Raw genomic sequence first — 21994 nt, forward strand, 5'->3', positions numbered from 1 at the left:
GCTCAAGGAGGAGCCCTCCATGTCCCGCACCGCCAGAAACGCCTCCACCGGAGTCGGCGTCGCCGTCGTGCTCGCCCTCGGTCTCACCGCCTGCGGCAGCTCGGGGGGCGACGACGTCGCCGCGGACAGCAAGCAGACGCTCACCGTCTGGGCCATGGGGGCCGAGGGCGAGAAGCTCACGGATGTGGCCAAGGAGTACGAGAAGGCCCACCCGAACATCACCGTCAAGGTGACCCCGGTCGGCTGGGACGTCGCCCACCAGAAGCTCGTCTCCGCGGCCGCCGCCGGCACCATGCCGGACGTGGCCCAGATGGGCGGGAGCTACATGGGCGAGTTCGCCGAGCTGGGCGTGCTGGAGCCCGTCGACATCAAGACCTTCCGGAAGAAGGACTTCTTCCCGGCCGGCTGGCAGCAGGGCGAGGTCGACGGCCAGGCGTACGGCGTGCCGTGGTACGTCGACACCCGCGTCCTCTACTACCGCACCGACCTGGCCGAGAAGGCCGGGATCACCAAGGCTCCGACCGACTGGAAGGAGATGAAGGACCTCGCCACCGCGTACCAGAAGAAGGCCGGTACCAAGTGGGGCCTGTCCATCCAGCCCAGCGGTCTGGACACGGTGCAGAACTTCTACTCCTTCCTGTACTCGGCCGGCGGCGAGATCGTGAACGACAAGGGCGAGGTCGTCATCGACAGCCCGGCCGCCGTCAAGGCGCTCAAGGAGTACGGTTCGTACTTCGACAAGGGCCTGTCGAACAAGTCCGTGCAGCCCGGCTACGACGTCGTGAAGGACTTCGGCAACGGCCGCGTCCCGATGTTCTTCGGCGGCCCCTGGCACGTCACCCTGCTCAACGAGGGCCAGCCGCAGATCAAGGGCAAGTGGGCGGTGGCCAACGTGCCCGCCGACGCCTCCTCCGTCTCGATGGCGGGCGGCTCCTCCCTGGTGGTCTCCAAGGACAGTGAGCACAAGGCCGCGGCCACCGAGTTCATCAAGTACCTCACGGACACCAAGGGCCAGGCCGACTGGTACGAGCGCACGAAGGACCTGCCGGCGAACACCTCCGCCTGGACCTCCGGCGCCCTCGCCGACGACGCCGACCTCCAGGTCTTCAAGAAGCAGATGGACACCGCCAAGTCCTCCCCCTCGCTGTCCAACTGGACCGAGATCACCGACAAGGTCGACCAGGCCATCGCCAAGGTGACCCAGGGCAAGGCCTCCGCCGAGGACGCGCTGAAGACCGCGCAGTCCCAGATCGAAGGCCTCGTGAAGTAGGAGCCATGAGCACCATGACCGGAAGGGCCGCGCAGCCGGCCGAGGTGCAGGCCGGGCCGGGGACCTCGTCCCCGGCCGCCGGGCCCGGGAAGACGCGGCGGAAGAAGCCCTCACTGGGGCGGCAGAACTGGGCCGGGTGGCTGTTCTCCACCCCGTTCCTCGTTCTCTTCCTCGTCTTCATGGCCGTCCCGATCATCGCCACGCTGGTGATGAGCTTCACGGACTTCGGCCTGCGCAACGTCACCCACCCGATGGACGCGAACTTCATCGGCTTCGACAACTACACGAAGCTGTTCGGCGACGAGAAGTTCGTGAAGTCGCTGTGGAACACCGCGTACTTCGTGGTCGTCGGCGTCCCGCTCACGATCTTCCTCGGACTGGTCGTCGCGGTGCTGCTGAACAACGGCATCGACCGGGCCCGGACCTTCTTCCGGGTCGGGTTCTACGCCCCGGTCGTCACGACGATCGTCGCGGTCGCCGTCGTCTGGCGGTTCGTGCTCGATCCGAGCGACGGTCTGATCGCCGGTCTCTTCTCCGAGGTGGGCCTCACCGCCCCCGACTTCCTCGGCAACGAGAAGCTCGCCATGCCCTCCATGATCGCGATGGCGGTCTGGCGCAACCTCGGCACGGTCATGGTCCTGTTCATCGCCGGCCTCCAGGCCATCCCCACCGAGGTGCGGGAGGCCGCCCGGCTGGACGGGGCGAACCTCTGGCAGGAGTTCCGGTCCATCACCGTGCCCCTGCTGCGGCCCACCCTGCTCTACGCCACGGTGATCACCACCATCGGCTACCTCAACGTCTTCGAGGAGCCCTTCGTGATGACGCAGGGCGGTCCCTCGGACTCGACGCTCACCGTCTCGCTGAACATGTACCGCGAGGGCTTCAACTTCTTCCACATGGGCTATGCGAGCGCCATGGCGTATGTCCTCTTCGTGGTGATCATGGGCATCACGGTGCTCCAGCTCCGACTGCTGAAGGACAACACGAAATGAGCGCCACCCGTGCACCGGGCGCCGTCCCGACGGCGCCGTCGCAGACGTCCTGGAAGGCCCCGGACCCGGCCGGCCGCAAGCGGCCCCGCTCGGTGCGGCGGGTCCTCGTCTACGTCCTGCTCTCCGTCGGTCTGCTGATCATGGCGGCGCCGTTCCTGTGGATGGCCCTGTCCGCGTTCAAGACGCAGAGCGAACTGACCGCGAGCCCGCCGGTCTGGCTCCCGACCGAGTGGACCCTGGACAACTTCCGGGAGCTGCTCGACAAGCTGGACCTGCCGCTGTACTTCATGAACTCGGTGATCGTGGCGGTGCTGGTCACCGTCTCGAACCTGGTGTTCTGCTCGATGCTCGGCTACGCCCTGGCCAAGCTGAACTTCGCCGGCCGCAACAAGATCTTCGGTCTGGTGCTGGGCGCCCTGATGGTGCCGGGCAACCTGATGCTCCTGCCGCTGTTCGTGCTGATGAGCAAGATGGGCCTGATCGACTCGTACGCCGGTCTGGTGCTGCCGTTCGCGGCGGGCGCCTTCGGGGTCTTCCTGATGCGCCAGTTCATGCAGTCGATCCCGGACGAGCTGCTGGAGGCGGCCCGGATGGACGGCGCCGGCGAGTGGTACATCTTCTGGCGCATCGTGATGCCGCTGGTGAAGCCCGCCCTGGCGACCCTGTCGATCTTCACGTTCCTGGGCTCCTGGAACAACTTCGTCTGGCCGCTCATCGCGACCAACGACCCCGACAAGTACACCCTGCCGGTCGCGCTGGCCACGTTCGCCACCGATCCCAACAAGGCGGGCGGCTCCAACGGCGTGCTGATGGCGGGATCGTTCCTGATCGTGCTGCCCGTCCTGGTCGTGTTCATCGCGCTCCAGCGCCACTTCACCCAGGGCATCGCCACCGCGGGCATGAAGTAGCCCGCCCCCGGGCGGCCCGGACCCCCTTCCCGGGCCGCCCCACCGACACCCACGAGGCCGCGCCCCCACACCCGCGCCGGCCGCACCCCTCACGCACCCAGAAAGACAGTTCGCGATGACGCACACCCAGGTCCCGTTCCCCGAAGGATTCCTGTGGGGCGCCTCCACGGCCGCCCACCAGATCGAGGGCAACAACACCAACAGCGACTGGTGGGTCAAGGAGCACACCGCGGGCACCCACATCCAGGAACCCAGCCTGGACGCCTGCGACAGCTACCACCGCTGGCACGAGGACATGGACGTGCTCGCCGGGCTCGGCTTCACGGACTACCGGTTCTCCATCGAGTGGGCCCGCATCGAGCCCGCCGAGGGGAAGTTCTCCCGCGCCGAGCTGGCCCACTACCGCCGGATGGTCGAGGGCGCCATCGAGCGCGGCCTGCGCCCCATGGTCACCCTGCACCACTTCACCGTCCCGCAGTGGTTCGAGGCCCGCGGCGGCTTCACCTCCGAGGGCGCCACCGAACTCTTCGCCCGGTACGTCGCGGCCTGCGCGCCCGTCATCGGCGAGGGCGTCGCCCACGTCTGCACGATCAACGAGCCGAACATGATCGCCGTCATGGCGGGGCTGGCCAAGCGCGGCGAGATCGGCTTCCCGCCCGCCGGGCTGCCGACCCCCGACGACGAGACCACCGCCGCCGTGATCGCCGCCCACCAGGCGGCCGTCAAGGAGGTCCGGGCGATCAACCCCGACATCAAGGTCGGCTGGACCATCGCCAACCAGGTCTACCAGGCGCTCCCCGGCGCCGAGGAGATCACCGCCGCCTACCGCCACCCCCGCGAGGACGTCTTCATCGAGGCCGCCCGCGGCGACGACTGGATCGGCGTGCAGTCCTACACCCGTACGCGGATCGGCGCCGACGGCCCGATCCCCACGCCCGACGACGTCGAGCGCACCCTGACCCAGTGGGAGTACTACCCCGCCGCCGTCGGGTACGCGCTGCGCCACACCGCCGAAATCGCCGGCCCCGACATGCCGCTGATCGTCACCGAGAACGGCATCGCCACCGACGTCGACAGCCGCCGCGTCGACTACTACACCGGTGCGCTGAACGAGGTCGCCGCCGCGCTGGAGGACGGCCTCAACGTCCAGGGCTACCTGGCCTGGAGCGCGCTCGACAACTACGAGTGGGGCTCCTACGCGCCCACCTTCGGCCTCATCGGCTGGGACCCGGAGACCTTCGAGCGGCTGCCGAAGCCCTCCGCCGTCTGGCTGGGCGAGATGGGCCGCACCCGCGCGCTGCCGCGCACCGCCGGCTGACCGCCGGCCCCGAGACCGGGAGCACCTGACGGCTCCCACCCCGTACGGGGGCCGGCGGAACCTGACCTCCGCCGGCCCCCGTACCGCTTCGCCGTACCACCGCGCACGAGCAACACCACGCAACGCCGCCATTCCCCCTTCTGCCCCAGGGAGCCGGATTCATGGACCGTCGCACGTTTCTCACCGCCACCGGAACCGGGGCCGCGGCCCTGGCCCTCCCGGCCGTCACGGCGTCCGCCGCGGGGGCCACGCCCCTCGCCCGCACCCCGGACCAGGCGCTGCTGCTGCGCTGGTTCCGCGACACCTACCGCTCGATCGAGGCGATGACGACCGGGCTCGGCCTCGCCGCCGACACGATCGACCTCAGCGGTCCGGGCGCCCCCGTCCTCTCCCGCCAGACCTCTCCCACCAACATCGGCTGCGGGCTCTGGTCCACGGTCGCCGCCGCCGGTCTCGGCGTCATCGACGACGCCACCATGCACGAACGGCTGGAGCTGACCGTGCGGACCGTGGAGCGGCTGGAGCGCCACCACGGCTTCTGGCTCAACTGGTACGACGCGCACGACGGTTCGGTGCTCACCGCATGGCCGGGCACCGGCGCCCCGGTCCGCCCCTTCCTCTCCTCCGTGGACAACGCCTGGCTGGTCACCGGTCTGCGCATCGCCGCCGACGCGGCCCCCGCGCTGCGCCCCCGCGTCGCGCGCGTCCTGGCGGAGGCCGACTGGTCGTACTACTACACGCCCTACGACCCGGCGGACCCCGTGGCCGGCCCCGGCCAGCTGCGGGGCGGCTTCTGGCCGGACACCGAGGAGCCCACCGGGCACCACTACGGCGCGCTCAACACCGAGCCCCGCATGGCCAGTTACCTGGGCATCGCGGACGGATCGCTGCCCGCCGACCACTACTGGCACCTGCTGCGGACCCTGGCCCCCGGCAACGAGCAGGAACAGCGGCCGCAGGGCAGCTACGTGGCGATGGACGGCATCCGCGTCTGGCAGGGCCACTACACCCACCGGGGCCGCGCGCTGGTCCCCACCTGGGGCGGTTCGATGTTCGAGGCGCTGATGGTCCCGCTGTTCGTGCCGGAGGCCGAGTGGTCGCCGCACTCATGGGGGCGCACGCACGCGCGCTATGTGCGCGGCCAGATCGACCACGGTCTGAAGGAGGCGGAGTACGGCTACTGGGGCTTCTCGCCCGCCAACGTCCCCGAGGGCGGCTACCAGGAGTACGGCGTCGACGCGCTCGGCATGCAGCTCGACGGGTACGCCTCCAACACCGACCGCACGTACACGACGGACGGCGCCCCACTGCCTCCCCCGTCGGCGTTCACCAACGGGGTGGTCACCCCGCACGCCTCGTTCCTCGCCCTGCCCTACGCCCCGGCCGAGGCGCTGGCCAACCTCAGGGCGCTGGACCGCGACTTCGGCGCGTATCACGAGGGGTACGGCTTCCGGGACTCGGTGAACGTCTCCACCGGCCGGGTCAGCGATTTCGCGCTCGCCCTCGACCAGGGGATGATCGCCGCCGCCCTCGCCCAGGCCCTGCGCCCCGGCCTGCTCCAGCGGCCGTTCCGCACGGGTGGCTTCCGCGCCCGGGTGCGCCCGCTGCTCGCGAAGGAGCGCTTCGGCATCTGAGCCGGACCCCTGCCGTGTCCCGCCGCCCGCCCGTCCCCCGGCCGTACCAACGGGTGGGGGCGGGAGGTCGGGGCGGTGGGGGAACGGACGGCCGGGCCCGCGCGGGCGCCGGCCCCTCCCCGGTCCCGCCCGGCCGGGTCGCGGGGGCCCGGGGGCGGACTTAGCCTCGCAGACGTGACGCCGCCCGAGAGCCGCACCCGGATCCTCATACCGGGCCGGGCCCTGCTCACCGTGCTGCTGGCGGTGGTCTGGCTGGCCCTGCCGCCGCTGCCCGGCGCCCGCGCCGACGATCCGGTCGCGCTGTCCCGGGACGGGCAGATCACCGACCGGGTGGGGGCGCTCGGCGACCGCAGGGACGAGGTGGCGACCGCCCTCGACCGGCTCTACGACGAGCGGCGCCTCCAGCTCTTCGTGGTCTACGTCCGTGACTTCTCCGGACGCCCGCCCCAGGACTGGGCCGACGCGACGGCCGACCGCAACGGCCTCGGCCGCGAGGACGTGCTGCTGGCCGTCGCCACCCACGACCGGCTGTACGCCTACTCGGTGGACCAGGACTCCCGCCTCACCGACGCCCAGCTCCGGGACGTGGCGGACACCGCGATCGAACCGGCGCTGCGCCGCTACGACTGGGCGGGCGCCGCGATCGGCGCCGCGCACGGCTACGCGGCGGTGCTCGCGGGAAGCCCGGTGCCCACCCCCTCGATCACCCCGGGCGACCCCGACCCCGGCGCGGGGGCGTCCGGGGGGACGGGCGCCGGCGATCTGGTGCTGCCGATCGCGGTGGTCTGCGCGGCGGCGGCGGCCGGCGCGTACGCCCTCCTCCGGCGCCGCAGGCGGACCGCCACCCGCACCACCCCGGCCGCGACGGGCTGGGGACCGGCGGACACCGGACGCGACGGGGAGCCGCTGCCCGAACTCGACGCCCGCGCCCGGCGGGTGCTCGTGGAGACGGACGACGCGGTCCGCACGAGCGACGAGGAACTGGGCTTCGCCACCGCCCAGTTCGGCGAGGAGGCAGCGGCGCCCTTCACCGAGGCCGTCGCCTTCGCCCGGGGCGAGCTGACGGCGGCCTTCCGGCTGCGCCAGCGGCTCGACGACGCGGACCCGGAGGACGACGCCACCCGCCGGCGGATGCTGGAGGAGATCGTGAAGCGGTGCGCGGACGCCGATGCCCGGCTGGACGCCGTCGCCGAGGACTTCGACCGGCTGCGGGAGCTGGAGCGGGACGCGCCCCGGGCGCTGGAGACCGCCGAGACCGCGTTCCGGGAGCTGACCGGCCGGGTCACGGACGCGGAGACCGCCCTCGCCGGGCTGCGCGAGCGGTACGCCCCCGCCGCGTCGGCCCCCGCCGCGGGCGCCGTCGACCAGGCCAAGGACCGGCTGGTCTTCGCGACCTCCTCGCTCAACCGGGCCCGGCAGGCGGTGGACGGCGGCGACACGGCCGGGGCCGCCGTCTTCGTCCGGGCGGCCGAGGGCGCGGTGGGCCAGGCGGCCACCCTCGTGGACGGGGTCGGCCGGCTCGCCCGGGACCTGAATGCCGCCGACGAGCGGCTGCCCGCCGCGCTCACCGAGCTGGACGCGGACCTGGCGGAGGCGGACGGGCTCCTGGAGGGGACGGCGGAGGGCGTCCCCACCGCCGGTCTGAGCGGCCGGATCGCCCGCGCCCGGACGGTGGGGGCCGAGGTGCGCGAGGAGCGGGGCGCGGGCGGTTACGACCCGGTCGACGCCCTGCGCCGGGTGGAGGAGGCGGACGCGGCGCTGGACGAGGCGCTGATCGAGGCGCGCGAACGGGAGCGGGGCGGCCGGCGGGCCCGTTCGCTGCTCGATCAGGCCCTGCTCACCGCCCGTTCGGCCGTCGGCACGGCCGCCGACTACATCGCCACCCACCGGGGCGCGGTCGGCAGCGAGGCCCGCACCCGGCTGGCGGAGGCCCAGCGGCTGCTGGAGCGGGCCGGGGCGGCGGCCTCGGGCGAGGCCCAGACCGCGCTGGAGGAGGCGCGCCGGGCGGACGCGCTGGCCCGGGAGGCGCGGAGCCTCGCGGAAGGGGACGTGCGGGCGTACGCGGGACCCGGCGGGACGGGCGGCGGCATGCCGGGCGGGGGCATGGGCGGCGCCGTGCTCGGCGGGATCATCCTCGGCGGACTGCTGGGCGGCGGCCGGGGCGGCGGCTTCGGGGGCGGGGGCTTCGGCGGGGGCGGCTTCGGGGGCGGGGGCGGCGGGCCGGGCAGCTTCGGCGGCGGGGGGACCCGTGGCCGGCGGGGCGGCGGCGGCCGGTTCTGACCGGCCGGGGCCGCAGGCGTACGCAGCACGCGACGACAGGACCACCCAGGAGAGGTGCCATGAGCAAGCAGACCATTCTCGGCCGCGTCACCCAGCTGGCCCGCGCCAACATCAACGCGGTGATCGACCAGGCCGAGGACCCGCAGAAGATGCTGGACCAGCTGATCCGCGACTACACCTCCAACATCGCCGAGGCGGAGGGCGCGGTGGCCTCGACCATCGGCAGTCTCCGGCTGATGGAGCAGGACCACCGCGAGGACGTGGCGGCGGCCGAGGAGTGGGGGCGCAAGGCGCTCGCCGCCAGCCGCAAGGCCGATGAGCTGCGGGCGGGCGGGGCGGGCGCGGACGCCGACCGGTTCGACCATCTGGCGAAGGTCGCGCTGGGCCGGCAGCTCCAGTCGGAGAAGGAGGCGAAAGCGGCGGAGCCGACCATCGCCCTCCAAACCGAGGTGGTGGACAAGCTCAGGACCGGGCTCGACCGGATGAAGGCCAAACTCGCGGAACTGAAGGCCAAACGGGACGAGCTGGTCGCGCGCGCGAAGTCCGCCGAGGCGCAGAACCGGATGATGGACGCGGTCAAGAGCGTCGATCTGATGGACCCGACCAGCGAGATCAGCCGCTTCGAGGACAAGGTCCGGCGCGAGGAGGCGAAGGCCCAGGGCAAGCAGGAGCTGGCCGCCTCCTCGCTCGACGCGCAGTTCGAGCAGTTGGACGCGATGGGCGAGGGCGCCGAGGTGGAGGCCCGGCTGGCCGCGCTGAAGGCCGCCTCCTGACCGCGTCCCGTTCCAGGGGCGCGGGCGGGGCCGGCGAGGGCTTCCGGACGAGGCCCTAGAACATGCTGAGCAGTTGCTCCACGGTGGGCTCGGCGGCGGGGCGGCCGTCGGGCAGCGGGAGTTCGAACCAGACGGTCTTGCCGCGCGGGGTCCGCCGGGATCCCCAGCCGGTGCTGAGCAGTCCGACCAGCTGGAGCCCCCGGCCGCCCTCGTCGGTGTCGCGGGCCCGGCGGCGCCGGGGCTGGACGAGTCCGGAGTCCCAGACCTCGCAGACGAGGGTGCGGTCCCTCAGCAGCCGGAGCCGGATCTCGCCCTCGCCGTAGCGCAGGGCGTTGGTGACCAGTTCGCTGACGAGGAGTTCGGTGGTGTCGACCAGTTCGTCGAGGTCCCAGGCGATCAGCTGGCCCCGGGCCAGCTCGCGGGCGCGGCCCACCGAGCGGGGCTCGCGGGGCAGCCGCCAGTCGCCGACGGACTCGGCAGGAAGGCCCTGGATCCGGGCCATCAGGAGGGCGATGTCGTCCTCGCCGTGCCGGGTGTCGAGGGCGCCGAGCACCTGGTCGCAGACGTCCTCCAGCGGCCGGGCCGGTTCGACGAGTGCGGCCCGCAGGGCCTCCAGGCCCTCGTCGAGCGGATGGTCGCGGGATTCGACGAGCCCGTCGGTATAGAGGGCGAGCAGGGCACCCTCCTTCAGCTCCACCTCGACCTCCTCGAAGGGTTCGCCGCCGACGCCGAGCGGCATGCCGGGCGGTACGTCCAAGAGCAGGGCGGCCTCGCCCGGTTCGACCACGACGGGCGGGAGGTGGCCGGCGTTGGCGAAGGTGCAGCGCCGGGTGACCGGGTCGTAGACGGCGTAGACGCAGGTCGCGAGGTAGACCTCGGAGAGGTCGGCGTCCCGGGACTTGTGGGAGCCGCGCGCCGGCCACTGGCCGCCGCCGAGTCCGCCGGAGCCGCCCGGGGTGCCGAGGCCCCGGGCGACCTCGTCGAGCGCGGAGAGCACCTCGGCGGGTTCCAGGTCGAGCAGGGCCAGGGTCCTTACGGCGGTGCGCAGTTCACCCATGGCGACGGCCGCGCGCAGGCCGCGGCCCATCACGTCGCCGACGACGAGCGCGGTGCGGTGTCCGGGCAGTTCGATCACGTCGAACCAGTCGCCGCCCACCTCGGTCGCCGTGGTGCCGGGCAGATAGCGGCAGGCGATGTCGAGCCCCGCGGCCTCGGGGTCGCCGGGGGGCAGCAGACTGCGCTGGAGGATCAGGGCGCGTTCGTGCTCGCGCCGGTAGAGGCGGGCGTTGTCGATGCAGACGGCGGCCCGCGCGGCGAGTTCGGTGGCCAGGGCGCGGTCCCGTTCGCCGAACGGTTCGCTGCCCTTCGTACGGGAGAAGCGGACGAGGCCGACCACGGTGTCGTGGGCGACCATCGGCACGGCCAGCGTCGACTGGACGAAGCCCCGGTCGTCGCCCGGCACGTCCTCCACGTGGCCGGTGCGCAGGGCGATGGCGCCGGGCGAGCCGAAGGCGTAGCGGTGGACGGCGCCGAGGGCGGGGGCGCCGGGCTCCCCGCGCGTGCCGGTGTCCCCGTCCCCGAGGCCGTCGGCCGGGCCGGGGTCGGGCAGGGCGTCGGAGACCGCGCTGGCGAAGGCGACGCGGCGCAGTTCGGCGGAGCCGCCGACGGCCTCGCGGCGCGGGGAACCCGCCGCGCCGGGCGGGGCCTCCTCGCCGGTGAGCAGGGCCTGGTAGAGGTCGACGGAGGCCAGGTCGCAGAAGCCGGGCACGGCGACGTCGAGGAGTTCGCGGGCGGTGGTCTCCAGGTCGAGGGAGTTGCCGATGCGGGCGCTGGCCTCGTTGAGCAGGGCGAGGTTGCGGCGGGCGCTGGCGGCCTCGCGGGCGGCGATGTGGCGGCGGGTCACATCGGTGGCGAGTCCGGCGATGCCGATGGGGCGGCCGGAGCCGCTGTGCACCCGGTAGAGGTTCATGGACCAGTGGCGCCGGTCGGCGTCGCCGGGGACGGTCCCGACGAGCGGGAGGTCGGTGACGGATTCGCCGGTGGCAAGGACCCGTTCGAGGGTGGCGGTCAGCCGTTCGGCCTCGCTGCCGGCGAGGTAGTCCTCGACGGTGCGGCCCCGGTGGTCGTCGGCCCGGCCGCCGAAGACGGTGGCGAAGCGCTGGTTGGCGCGGATGACGGTGAGGTCCGTGCCGAACAGCACGAATCCAAAGGGAGATTGGCCGAAAATCGCCTGCGAGGCGGCGAGGTCCGTCTCGATGAGGCGGAGCGCGCGTACGTCCACGACGGTGCAGAGCGCCGCGCGTTCGCCGGTCGCCGTCTCGCTGGGCATGACATAGATCTCGGCCAGTCCTTCGAGGCCGTCGCCGCCGGGCATCCGGAAGGGGACGAGTCCCGTCCACTCGCGGCCGTCGAGCACCTCGCCGATCCGGCGGTGGGCGTCATGGCGCAGCGCACCGGGCAGGAACGCCTCGACCGGGTCCTTTCCCACCGCGTCGTGGGCGTCAACGCCGAAGAGACCGGCGGCCCGGTGGCTCCACTGCTCGATCCGGCCGTCCGGGCCGATCGAGAAGGAGGCGACCCTGATGTAGTCGTAGATCGAGCCAGGCGGACTGCTCTGCCACACCACGTCGCCCGCTGTCCCAGGTATCTCGCTCACGCGACCGTCCCCTCCAGCTCACACACCGGACCGGTCCTGCCCGCAGTATTCAGCACTACGGCCCCGACCGACACGGCGTTCACGATCACAGCACGGTCTCAGTCCGTTTCGGCCAGGTTCCGCCGACCGCGGTGATCGCTTTCTCGTCCCACCTCACTCCTAACCAGGCAGGGCCAGCTCGAACCACACGGTCTTGCCGCTCTTTCCCTTCCTGGTCCCCCAGTGCCGGGCCGAACAGGCCACGAGCTGGAGCCCCCTGCCGCCCTCGTCCTCGGGTCCCGCACTGCGTTCGGTGGGTGGATCCGGAACCGGATCGGAGACTTCCACGAGCAGTCCGGGGTGGGCGGAGGGGCCGTCCCCGTCGGGGTGCGGGCGCACCAGACGCAGTCCGATGGGTCCGGCCGTGTAGCGCATGGAGTTGGTCACCAGCTCGCTGACCAGCAGAACCGCCACATCGCCGACGGCGGCGTCGAGGTCCCAGCCGCGCAGCACCTCGTGGACGGCGTGCCGTGCCGAGCGCACGGCGCCGGGCACCGCCGGAAAGCTCCACTCGGCCCAGTCGCCTTCGGTTCCGATCACGCCGATCACTTCCCAGAGCACGGCAGAAGACCGTCCCGCATCCGGGGACTAACCATCACATACCCGTAATAACGGATGAAATACCGCCCGTGTCGGCACGTGGGGCGTACGGATGCAATGCCGTACGCACGAACGGCTGTACGGCGGGGGAAAGGGGCGCACGCGGACGGGGGCAGGGCGCTCCGCTCAGGGGCGGGCGCCGTCCGGCAGCCGCCGTGCGGCCTCCTCGACGGCGGGCCGGTCCTGTTCCAGCCAGTCCACGGTGCCGGTCTCGCCGGGGCCGAGCCAGCGCAGTTCGTCGTGGTCCTGGAGCGGGGCGGGCACGCCGGAGACCAGCCGGGCCGTCCACACCCGCAGCACCAGGCCGCGTCCGAGCGGCCATTCGCCGGGAAGGCGCTCCAGCGGCTCGGTCTCGATGCCCAACTCCTCGCGGAGTTCGCGGACGAGCGCCTGCTCGGCGCTCTCGCCCGGTTCCACCTTGCCCCCGGGCAGCTCCCAGCGCCCGGCCAGCTCCGGCGGGGCGCTGCGGCGCGCGGCGAGGAGCCGCCCCCGGTCGAAGACGGCCCCGGCCACCACCACGCGTTCAGTCATGGTGCGGAGCGTAATGCCGTCGCCGCCCCCGACAGAGCGGCACGGGGCGTGCGCCCGCGCACCCGGTCACCCCTCAGGGGGTGGCGGCCTGCCCCGCGCGCTCCACCGAGTAGAGCTGCTTGTGGCCGCGTTGGTCGAGCTTGTCCGCCATCCGCTGTGCCTCGTCCTGCGTGGCGTAACGGCCCACGCGGTACCGGTTGCCGTTGTCGTCCTGCCGAATGACCAGCCAAGGGAGCACGGCACCGCTGTCGCTCATCGTGCCCCTCCCGGGCATCGCACCCCTCCCTCGAACGCTGTGCATGTGTCTAAACATCCCCAGGAATCCGCAGTACGCATATGCCGGAGCGTACGCCTGACCTTCACTCACCGGATACGGAATTGCACAAAGAGATACTCATCCGGCCAGGAAGGGACAAGGCCCAGGGGGCGCATTCGGCTGAATGCGCCCCCTGGGGCGGGTGAGACGGCCTCGGACCGTCGGCTCCCGGCGCCGGGACCGTCGGTTCCGGCGCCCGGCCCGTCAGCTCCCGGCGCCCTCGCGCACCACCGGCAGCGGCAGGAGCACCGGCCCGGCGGCCGGGTCCTTGCGGCAGGCGTCGCCGCATTCGGCGTCCAGGGAGCAGCACAGCGAGCAGATCGGCCCCGACTGCACCGGGCAGTCGGCGATGTCGGGCAGTTCGTACGCCGTGGCGCAGACCGCACAGGTATAGGTGGCGGTGATGTCGGGGACCTCGACTCCGGGCCCGTTCACCGGGTTGGGGCGGGCCAGGTAGTACTTCCCCCGGGTGGCCCAGGCGATCAGCGGACACAGCGTCAGCGACAGCCCGGCCGCGATGAAGGTCGAGAACGCCTCCGCGTAGGTGCCGAACAGCCCGAAGAAGGCGAGGATCGAGACCGTCGAGGCGATGACCATGGCGCCGAATCCGGCCGGGTTGACCGCGTGCAGATAGGCGCGCTTGAACTCGATGTACGGCGGGCTCAGCCCGATCCGCTTGTTGATGACGAGATCGGCGGCGACCGCGGCGATCCAGGCGATGCCCACGTTCGAGTAGAAGCCCAGCAGCTTGTTGAGGGCGGCGAACATGTTCATCTCCATCAGCGTCAGCGCGATGACGAGATTGAGGAAGATGTACCAGACCCGGCCCGGGTGGCGGTGGGTGACGCGGGAGAAGAAGTTCGACCAGGACAGCGAGCCGCTGTAGGCGTTGGTCACGTTGATCTTGATCTGCGACACGATCACGAAGACCGCGGCGGCGGGCAGGGCGAAGGAGCCGAGCCAGGGCCGGAGCGCCTCGATCTGCGGGGCGATCGGCTCCAGCGCGTGGGTCGTGCCGACGGCCTCCAGGGCGGCGAAGGCGAGCAGCGCGCCGCCGATCTGCTTGGCGGCGCCGATGATCACCCAGCCGGGGCCGGCGGCGAGGACCGCGAGGTTCCAGCGGCGCCGGTTGGCCTCCGTACGGGCCGGCATGAACCGCAGGTAGTCGGCCTGTTCGCCGATCTGGGCGATGAGCGAGAGCGCGACGCCGGTGCCGAGTCCGAAGCCGATCCAGGAGAAGCCGGGCGCCGCCCCCTCCGTACCCGTGAAGGAGCCGAACGCGCCCCAGGCGTCCGGCGCCTCGAAGGCCAGGACGAGGAAGGGCAGCACCATGCCGATGATCCAGACGGGCTGGGTCCACGCCTGCACCTTGGCGAGGGCGCCCATCCCCCGGAAGACGATCGGGATGACGATCAGCGTCGTCACCAGATAGCCGGCCTCGACGGGCAGTCCGACGGCCTGGTGCATGGCCTGGGCCATGATCGAGCCTTCGAGGGCGAAGAAGATGAAGGTGAACGAGGCGTAGATCAGCGAGGTCAGGGTCGAGCCGAAGTAGCCGAATCCGGCGCCCCGGGTGACCAGGTCCATGTCCAGTCCGTAGCGGGCGCAGGCCCGTGCGATGGGGATGCCGGTCAGGAAGATGATCGTCGCCGCGGCCAGGATCGAGGCCAGTCCGCTGGTGAATCCGTAAGTGAACACGATCGAGGCGCCGATCGCGAAGTCCGCGAGATAGGCGATCCCGCCGAGCGCGGTGCCCGCGACCGTCCCGGGCGACCAGCGCCGGAAGGAGTGCGGCGCGTAGCGCAGGGAGTAGTCCTCGCGGCTCTCGTCGGCGGCGAGCCGCGCGTAGCTGCGCCGGGGCGGGGGCGCGGCCCCGCCCCCGGGTGCGGGCCCGGGTGCGGGCCCGGGGGCGGGCTGCGTCTTCGGTACGGCTGTGTCCGTCATCGCTGACTTCCCGTTCGTCGGTGCCGGTGTGCGGGTCCGGACGGGAAGTTAGGAGCGGGACATGACAAGCCGTCACCGTGGACGATTGCCCGGCTGTTACGGGGGACGGACGGCGGTTAACTTGTCGTCACGCGCCCCGGACGCGCCCGCCCGGATATCGGTCGACCGCCGTGCGCGCCCGGACCCGCCACCACCGGGCACGGATCCGCCGCCCGGCACACGCCGGGACGGACCGCCGGGACCGCCGCGTCCGGTCACCGGACCGGCAGATGGTAGGCGACCCGGTAGCGGTCGGCGGGAACGACGACATCGGCGGTCTCGACGGCTCGCCCGGAGGCGTAGAACGTCCGCTCGATCACCATCACCACATGGCCCGGCACCCCGCCGAGCGCCAGGAGCTCCTCCGCCAGCCCCGGGCGCGCGCCGACCTGCTCGGCCACGTTGTCCACGACGACATCGATCGCGGCCATCCGCTCGACCACCCCGCAGCCGCCGAGCGGGCCCTCCTCCGGCAGCATCACCGGGGTGCGCCCGGTGATGGCCAGCGGCTCCCAGGAGGTGGAGAGCATCATCGCCTCGCCGCCGTCCCGGAACACGTAGCGCGTCCGCATCACCCGGTCGCCCGGTTCGATCCCGAGCCGCTGGGCGATTTCGGGGCTCGCGTCGTCCTGCTCGCTGCGGGACTCCCAGGTGCCCCGCGCGCCCTCCGCCGTCTGCTCCTGGCGGAACGGGCTGGCGCCGGACTCCGAGCGGAAGCCCGACCGGGCGATCCGGCGCGGGACCGGGCGCTCGCGCACATAGGTGCCGGAGCCGGACCGGCCCTCGACCAGCCCCTCGGCCATCAGCACCTTGCGCGCCTCCAGCGCCACGGTGTCCGAGACCCCGTACTCCTCGCGGATACGCGCCTGCGAGGGCAGGCGCGTATGCGGCGGCAGCGAACCGTTGGCGATCTTCTCTCTCAGATCGCCCGCAACGCGCAGATAGGCGGGCTGCTCACCGAAAGTCACAGGCCACTCCCCAAGAGGTTGACAGACTGCAACAGCGTCGCAACCGTGGGTTCCGGATCGCAAGCGCAGGCCAGAGTTTCACCTGATGTGATGATTCCTCGTCCGCGCGGGCATGGGTTCCACCCGGCCACCACAGGGCATTCGGCCAAACCGGTCCGTCCGACCCCTTGACCCCCTTTGGTCCAGACCAATAACTTCCTCACACAGCACGACCATGCACCTCTCCCGCAGATGTCTCCGCACACGCACAGGAACGGGCCTCATGCGTCGAAGAACCCTGTCCGGACTGGCCATCACCGCCTGCGCCCTCACCCTGGCGGCCACCGTCTCCCCCACCGCCAGTGCCCACGGCGGCCCCGGCGAGGGCCACCAGCAAGGCGGCCACCACGGCTCCTCCCCCGCCTACAAGCGCGTCGGCTACTTCACCCAATGGGGCGTCTACGGCCGCGACTTCCAGGTCAAGGACCTGGACACCAGCGGCCAGGCGGCCAAGCTCAGCCACATCAACTACTCCTTCGGCAACATCAACGCCGAGGGGAAGTGCTTCACCGGCAACATCGCCGGCGAGGCCGACGCCTGGGCCGACTACCAGCGCCCGCTGGACGCGGCCGGCTCGGTGGACGGCGTGGCCGACACCGACGACCAGGCCCTCGCGGGCAACTTCAACCAGCTGCGCGAGCTGAAGGCCAAGCACCCCGGCCTCAAGGTGATGATCTCGCTCGGCGGCTGGAGCTGGTCCACGCACTTCTCCGACGCGGTCCGCACCGCGGCCTCCCGCAAGGCGCTCGTCTCCTCCTGCATCGACCTGTACATCAAGGGCAATCTGCCGGTGGACGGGGCGCGCGGCGGCGAGGGCGCGGCGGCCGGTCTCTTCGACGGCGTGGACCTCGACTGGGAGTGGCCGGGATCCGCCGGTGACAGCGACACGGTCTACCGCCCCGAGGACAAGAGGAACTTCACCGCGCTGGTGCACGAGTTCCGCGTCCAGCTCGACGCGTACGCCAAGAGCAGCGCGGCCGCCGCGCGCAAGGGCCACCACGGGCCCAAGCCGAAACCCAAGCACTACGATCTCTCGGCCTTCGTGCCCGCGTCGGCGGAGAAGATCGACGCCGGCTTCGACGTCCCGCGTCTCATGCGCGACTTCGACTTCGTCAACCTCCAGGGCTACGACCTGCACGTCTCCGGCGAGAAGACGACGGGTCAGCAGTCCGCGCTGTACGCGAAGAAGGACGACTTCAGCGTCGACCGGACCGTGCGCGACTGGCTGAAGCGGGGCGCTCCGGCCCGCAAGCTGGTGATGGGCATGCCGTTCTACGGCCAGGGCTGGACCGGTGTGACCGGCGGCGGCACCGGCATGGGGCAGCCCGCGGCGGCCCCGGCGCCCGCCACCTGGGCGGCCGGCTCCGAGGACTACAAGGTCCTCAAGAAGCTGGCCGATTCCGGCGCGTACAAGGTCCACCGCAATGTCCGCGACGGCAGCGCCTGGCTGTTCGACGGCACCACGATGTGGACGTACGACGACCCGCAGGTCCTGCGGACGAAGACCGCGTACATCCGTGACCACCGGCTCGGCGGCGCGATGTTCTGGTCGCTGGACGGGGACACGGAGGACGGCGAGCTGACGAAGGCCGTCGACCGCGGGCTGAACGGGCGGTAGCCGAAGGGTCCGTACGGGACGGACGACTCCCCGTACGGGCAACTCCCCGTACGGACAGCACCCCCGGGGCGGTCGCGGAGTCCGCGACCGCTCCGGGGCGTGTTTGGCATGCTGGCCGTCATGGCCACCACGTATCACTGCCCGCAGGACGGCACCCGCGCGGACGTCGCGTCCGCGCCCTGGTGCTGCCCGGTCTGCCGGGGCCCCTGGGACCTGGACTTCACCCCGGCCCTGCCCCTGTCCGCCGACGCGCTGCCCGGCCGGGTCGGCTCCCTGTGGCGCTACGAGGAGGTGCTGCCGCTCTCCTCCCCCGCCACCACCCTCGGTGAGGGCCGCACCCCGCTGGTCCCGCTCACGGCCACGGTCTCGGCCAAGCTCGACTTCCTGATGCCGACGCTGTCGTTCAAGGACCGGGGTGCGGTGATGCTCGCCGAGCTGGCCCGCCGGCTCGGACCGGAACGCGTCGTCGCGGACAGCAGCGGCAACGCGGGCACCTCCGTGGCCGCGTACTGCGCCCGCGCCGGACTGCCCTGCGCGGTGTACGTCCCCGAGGGCACCTCCCCGAAGAAGACCGAGCAGATCCGCGCCCACGGGGCGGAGCTGGTGACCGTGGCCGGCGACCGCGAGGCGACGGCCCTGGCGGCCCGCGCCGCCGCCGACGCGCCCGGCACGTTCTACGCCTCGCACGTCTTCAACCCCTACTTCCTGCACGGCACCAAGACGTACGTCTACGAGCTGTGGGAGGACCTCGGGGGCCGCCTCCCGGACGCCCTCGCCGTCCCCGTCGGCAACGGCACGCTGCTGCTCGGCGCCGCACTGGCCACGGCGGAGCTGCTGGCCCAGGGGCTGATCGACCACCGCCCCGCCCTGATCGCCGTGCAGGCCGAGGCGGTGTCCCCGCTGGCGGCCGCCTTCCACGCGGGCGCCGACGACCTCCTCGATCCCCCGGCCGGGGCCGCGCCCACCCTCGCCGAGGGCATCGCCATCACCCGCCCGCCGCGCGCCCGCGCGATCCTGGCGGCGGTACGGGAATCGGGCGGCACCTTCCTCACCGTGCCGGAGGACCGGATCCGGGCCGCCCAGCTCGACCTGGCCGCGCGCGGCCTCTTCGTCGAGACGACGGGCGTGGCCTGCTGGGCGGCGGTGGGCGACCGCACGGACGCCGACATCGTCGTCCCGCTGTGCGGCGCGGGCCTCAAGACGGGGACGGCCGCCTGAGCGGACGGGGGCGGCCCCGGTTTCCGGCCGCCTGAACGGGGAGGGGCGATCCCGGTCCCGGCCCCCTGAGCAGGCGGGGCGGCCCCGGTCCGGCCCCCCCTGAGCAGGCGGGGCGACCCCGGTCCGACCTCCTGAACGGGCAGGGGCGGCCCCGGCCCCGCCGTCCCCGTGTCAGCCGTTCACCCGCGCGCCGTGCCCCGCCCCCGGGGCCCCGTGTCCCTACGTTCGTACCGTGAGCCTCTCGCGTACCTCTCTCCTCGCCGGTCTCGTCGTGTGCGCGCTCGTCGCGCCGCTGCCGCCCGTCGCGTCCGCCGGTGACCGGACGCGGGAGCCGTCCGCCCCGGCGGCGGTGACCTGCGGCCGGGACACCGATCCCGCGTGGGCCCTGACGTCCACCGCGTACGGGGAGGCGGCCGGTTACGACCCGTACGTCGGCAACGGCTATCTGGGCCACCGGGTCCCGCCGGCCGGGGCGGGGTACGCCGAGCGGGCCGAGAAGACCGGCTGGCCGCTGTTCACCCCGCGCTACGACGGGGCGTTCGTCGCCGGGCTCTACGGCCGCGAGAAGGACCTGGCGGCCGGGCGGGAGGTCGCCGCCGCGCTGCCGAGCTGGACGAACCTCGATGTGCGCGTCGGCGGCGAGACCTTCGGCTCCGCCACCCCGGCCGACCGGATCTCGCACTACCGGCAGACGGTGTTCCTCCGCTGCGGACTGGTGCGGACCGCGCTGCGCTGGACCGCGTCCGACGGCCGGGAGACGGACCTCGTCTACGAGGTGCTGGCGGACCGCTCCGACGTCCATACCGGCGCGGTGCGGCTGCGTCTGACGCCCCGGTGGAGCGGCACGGCGACGGTGACCGGCCGGCTGGACCCGCGCGGGGCGCGCCGGATCGGGCTCAAGGACGACGGCACCTTCCGCACCAAGGGCACGGGAACGGCGGGCGCGGTCGTGCGGACGGTGCGGCCGGCCGCGTCGGACGGGCGCGCCGTGCCGGTGCGGGCGGGGCGGACGTACACCTTCGAGAAGTACGTGGGGGTGGACACCGCGCTCACCGCGCGCGACCCGCAACGGTCGGCGCGCGAGGCGTCGCGGCGGGCGGCGGGGCGCGGCTGGTCCGCCGTGCTGGCCGGCAACGCCGCCGCCTGGCGCCGGGACTGGTCGGCGGACGTGGCGGTACCGGGCAGCCCCGCCCTCCAGCGGTGGCTGCGTTCCGCCCAGTACGGACTGCTCGCCTCCACCCGGCCCGGTGCCCGCGACAGCATCGCCCCGGCCGGGCTGACGGGGGACGCGTACGCGGGGATGGTGTTCTGGGACGCGGAGACCTGGATGTACCCGGGGCTGCTCGCCACCCGGCCGGAGCTGGCCCGTTCGGTCGTCGAATACCGCTACCGCACCCGCGACCGGGCCGCCGCCAACGCGGAGAAGCTGGGGTTCCGGGGGCTGTTCTATCCGTGGACCAGCGCGAGCCGGGGCGACCTCTGGTCGGAGTGCCAGAGCTGGAACCCGCCGCACTGCGTCACCCAGAACCACCTCCAGGGCGATGTGTCCTTGGCCGTCTGGCAGTACTACCTGGCCACCGGGGACCGTGACTGGCTGGCCGGGCGCGGCTGGCCGCTGCTGCGGGGCATCGCGGACTTCTGGGTCTCGCGGGCCACGGCCAACGCCGACGGCAGCTATTCGGTGAAGGAGGTGGCGGGCCCCGACGAGTACAGCAACGGCGTCACGGACGGGGTGTTCACCAACGCGGGCGCCGCCACCGCCCTGCGCCACGCCGCCCGCGCCGCCCAGCTCCTCGGGCAGGAGGCCCCGCCCGCCTGGACCCGGGTCGCGGACGGTCTGCGCATTCCGTACGACCCCGAGCGGAAGCTGTTCCTCCAGTACGCCGGGTACGACGGCTCGACGATCAAGCAGGCCGACACCGTGCTGCTGGTCTATCCGCTGGAGTGGCCGATGGAACCGGGCGCGGCCGCCGCGACGCTCGACTACTACGCGGAGCGAACCGATCCGGACGGTCCGGCGATGACCGATTCGGTGCACGCGATCGACGCGGCGGCGACCGGGGAGCCGGGCTGCGCCACGTACACCTACCTCCAGCGCGCCGTGCGCCCGTTCATGCGCGGTCCGTACGCCGTCTTCAGTGAGGCGCGCGGCGCGAAGGCCGGGGCGCAGGACCCGCTCTCCGGGTTCCCGGCGGAGGACTTCCTCACCGGGAAGGGTGGTTTCCTCCAGGTGTTCACGCACGGGCTGACGGGTCTGCGGCTGCGGGAGGACGGCATCCGCCTCGACCCGATGCTGCCGCCGCAGCTGGACGAGGGCGTGACCCTGACGGGGCTGCGCTTCCGGGGCCGTACGTACGACATCGAGATCGGCCCCCGCACGACACGGGTCCGGCTCACGGCGGGCGACCCGTTCACCGTCATGACGCCCGCCGGCCCGCACCGCCTCTCCTCGGTCCTCGCACTGCCCACCCGCCGCCCGGATCTGACGCCGACCGGGAACGCGGCCCGCTGCCGCCCGGTGACGGCGACGTCCGAGGCGCCGGGACTGTACGCGGAGGCGGCGGTGGACGGCAGTCCGGCGACGGCCTGGTCCCCGGACGGGGCCACGGGCGCGCTCACGGTCGACCTGGGGAGCGCGGCCCCGGTGGCGGCCGTCGAACCCTCCTGGACCGGGGTGCGCCCCGCCGCCTCCCGGATCGAGACCTCGGTCGACGGCCGCCGCTGGGAGCCGTTCCGGGCCGGGGCGGTGGCCCGCCGGGTGCGTCTGACGATCCGCTCCTCGGACCCGGCCGCACCGGCGGGCGTACGGGAACTGTCGGTGACGCGATCCTGACCGACGGGGCCGGGCGAC

The 21994-nt window shown here is 72.8% G+C and carries 16 protein-coding genes; 10 read left to right on the forward strand and 6 right to left on the reverse strand.

Annotated features, from left to right (window positions below; genetic code table 11):
- Positions 1 to 19: 19 nt before the first annotated feature.
- From ACWCXC_RS09700 to ACWCXC_RS09730, 7 genes are all read left to right on the forward strand, one after another.
- Positions 20 to 1270 (forward strand): sugar ABC transporter substrate-binding protein, encoded by a 1251-nt coding sequence (locus tag ACWCXC_RS09700; RefSeq protein WP_450887797.1) that lies wholly within the window; start codon positions 20 to 22, stop codon positions 1268 to 1270.
- Between the two features lie 5 nt (positions 1271 to 1275).
- Positions 1276 to 2262, forward strand: a complete 987-nt coding sequence (locus ACWCXC_RS09705; RefSeq protein WP_450683569.1) for a carbohydrate ABC transporter permease — start codon at positions 1276 to 1278, stop codon at positions 2260 to 2262.
- A complete protein-coding gene (locus ACWCXC_RS09710) occupies positions 2259 to 3170 on the forward strand; it encodes a carbohydrate ABC transporter permease (protein ID WP_450683570.1) in 912 nt (303 codons plus the stop codon). Before ACWCXC_RS09705 ends, ACWCXC_RS09710 begins: the two co-directional genes overlap by 4 nt.
- A 115-nt stretch (positions 3171 to 3285) precedes the next feature.
- Positions 3286 to 4488 carry a glycoside hydrolase family 1 protein gene (locus tag ACWCXC_RS09715; protein ID WP_450887799.1) on the forward strand — a complete coding sequence of 401 codons (1203 nt, stop codon included), beginning with the start codon at positions 3286 to 3288 and terminating at the stop codon, positions 4486 to 4488.
- 161 nt (positions 4489 to 4649) lie between these two features.
- Complete coding sequence (locus ACWCXC_RS09720; protein ID WP_450887801.1) at positions 4650 to 6122, forward strand: glucoamylase family protein; 1473 nt, start codon at positions 4650 to 4652, stop codon at positions 6120 to 6122.
- Between the two features lie 174 nt (positions 6123 to 6296).
- On the forward strand, positions 6297 to 8402 hold the full coding sequence (locus ACWCXC_RS09725) for a TPM domain-containing protein (RefSeq protein WP_450887803.1): 2106 nt from the start codon (positions 6297 to 6299) through the stop codon (positions 8400 to 8402).
- 59 nt (positions 8403 to 8461) lie between these two features.
- Positions 8462 to 9175 carry a PspA/IM30 family protein gene (locus tag ACWCXC_RS09730; RefSeq protein WP_450683574.1) on the forward strand — a complete coding sequence of 238 codons (714 nt, stop codon included), beginning with the start codon at positions 8462 to 8464 and terminating at the stop codon, positions 9173 to 9175.
- A gap of 55 nt (positions 9176 to 9230) precedes the next feature.
- On the opposite strand, the gene ACWCXC_RS09735 is transcribed toward ACWCXC_RS09730, so the two are convergent.
- The 6 genes from ACWCXC_RS09735 to ACWCXC_RS09760 all read right to left on the reverse strand — a co-directional run bounded on the left by ACWCXC_RS09735 (position 9231) and on the right by ACWCXC_RS09760 (position 16268).
- Entirely contained in the window at positions 9231 to 11798 is a 2568-nt protein-coding gene (locus tag ACWCXC_RS09735; protein WP_450887851.1) for a SpoIIE family protein phosphatase, read from the reverse strand.
- 192 nt (positions 11799 to 11990) lie between these two features.
- A complete protein-coding gene (locus ACWCXC_RS09740) occupies positions 11991 to 12419 on the reverse strand; it encodes an ATP-binding protein (RefSeq protein WP_450887853.1) in 429 nt (142 codons plus the stop codon).
- Between the two features lie 177 nt (positions 12420 to 12596).
- Entirely contained in the window at positions 12597 to 13001 is a 405-nt protein-coding gene (locus tag ACWCXC_RS09745; protein WP_450887805.1) for a (deoxy)nucleoside triphosphate pyrophosphohydrolase, read from the reverse strand.
- Between the two features lie 73 nt (positions 13002 to 13074).
- Complete coding sequence (locus tag ACWCXC_RS09750; RefSeq protein WP_450683576.1) at positions 13075 to 13275, reverse strand: SPOR domain-containing protein; 201 nt, start codon at positions 13273 to 13275, stop codon at positions 13075 to 13077.
- Positions 13276 to 13521: 246 nt separating this feature from the next.
- Positions 13522 to 15261: a purine-cytosine permease family protein gene (locus tag ACWCXC_RS09755; protein WP_450887808.1), complete on the reverse strand. Its 1740-nt coding sequence runs from the start codon at positions 15259 to 15261 to the stop codon at positions 13522 to 13524.
- A 254-nt stretch (positions 15262 to 15515) separates the two neighbouring features.
- Positions 15516 to 16268: a GntR family transcriptional regulator gene (locus tag ACWCXC_RS09760; RefSeq protein WP_450683578.1), complete on the reverse strand. Its 753-nt coding sequence runs from the start codon at positions 16266 to 16268 to the stop codon at positions 15516 to 15518.
- 262 nt (positions 16269 to 16530) lie between these two features.
- On the opposite strand from ACWCXC_RS09760, the gene ACWCXC_RS09765 reads away from it, so the two are divergent.
- The 3 genes from ACWCXC_RS09765 to ACWCXC_RS09775 all read left to right on the forward strand — a co-directional run bounded on the left by ACWCXC_RS09765 (position 16531) and on the right by ACWCXC_RS09775 (position 21976).
- Complete coding sequence (locus ACWCXC_RS09765; protein ID WP_450683579.1) at positions 16531 to 17925, forward strand: glycoside hydrolase family 18 protein; 1395 nt, start codon at positions 16531 to 16533, stop codon at positions 17923 to 17925.
- Positions 17926 to 18045: 120 nt separating this feature from the next.
- Positions 18046 to 19143 (forward strand): threonine synthase, encoded by a 1098-nt coding sequence (locus ACWCXC_RS09770; RefSeq protein ID WP_450683580.1) that lies wholly within the window; start codon positions 18046 to 18048, stop codon positions 19141 to 19143.
- A gap of 232 nt (positions 19144 to 19375) precedes the next feature.
- Complete coding sequence (locus ACWCXC_RS09775; protein WP_450887811.1) at positions 19376 to 21976, forward strand: glycosyl hydrolase family 65 protein; 2601 nt, start codon at positions 19376 to 19378, stop codon at positions 21974 to 21976.
- The last annotated feature ends 18 nt before the right edge of the window (positions 21977 to 21994 follow it).

It is taken from the genome of Streptomyces sp. NPDC001515 (assembly GCF_053597115.1).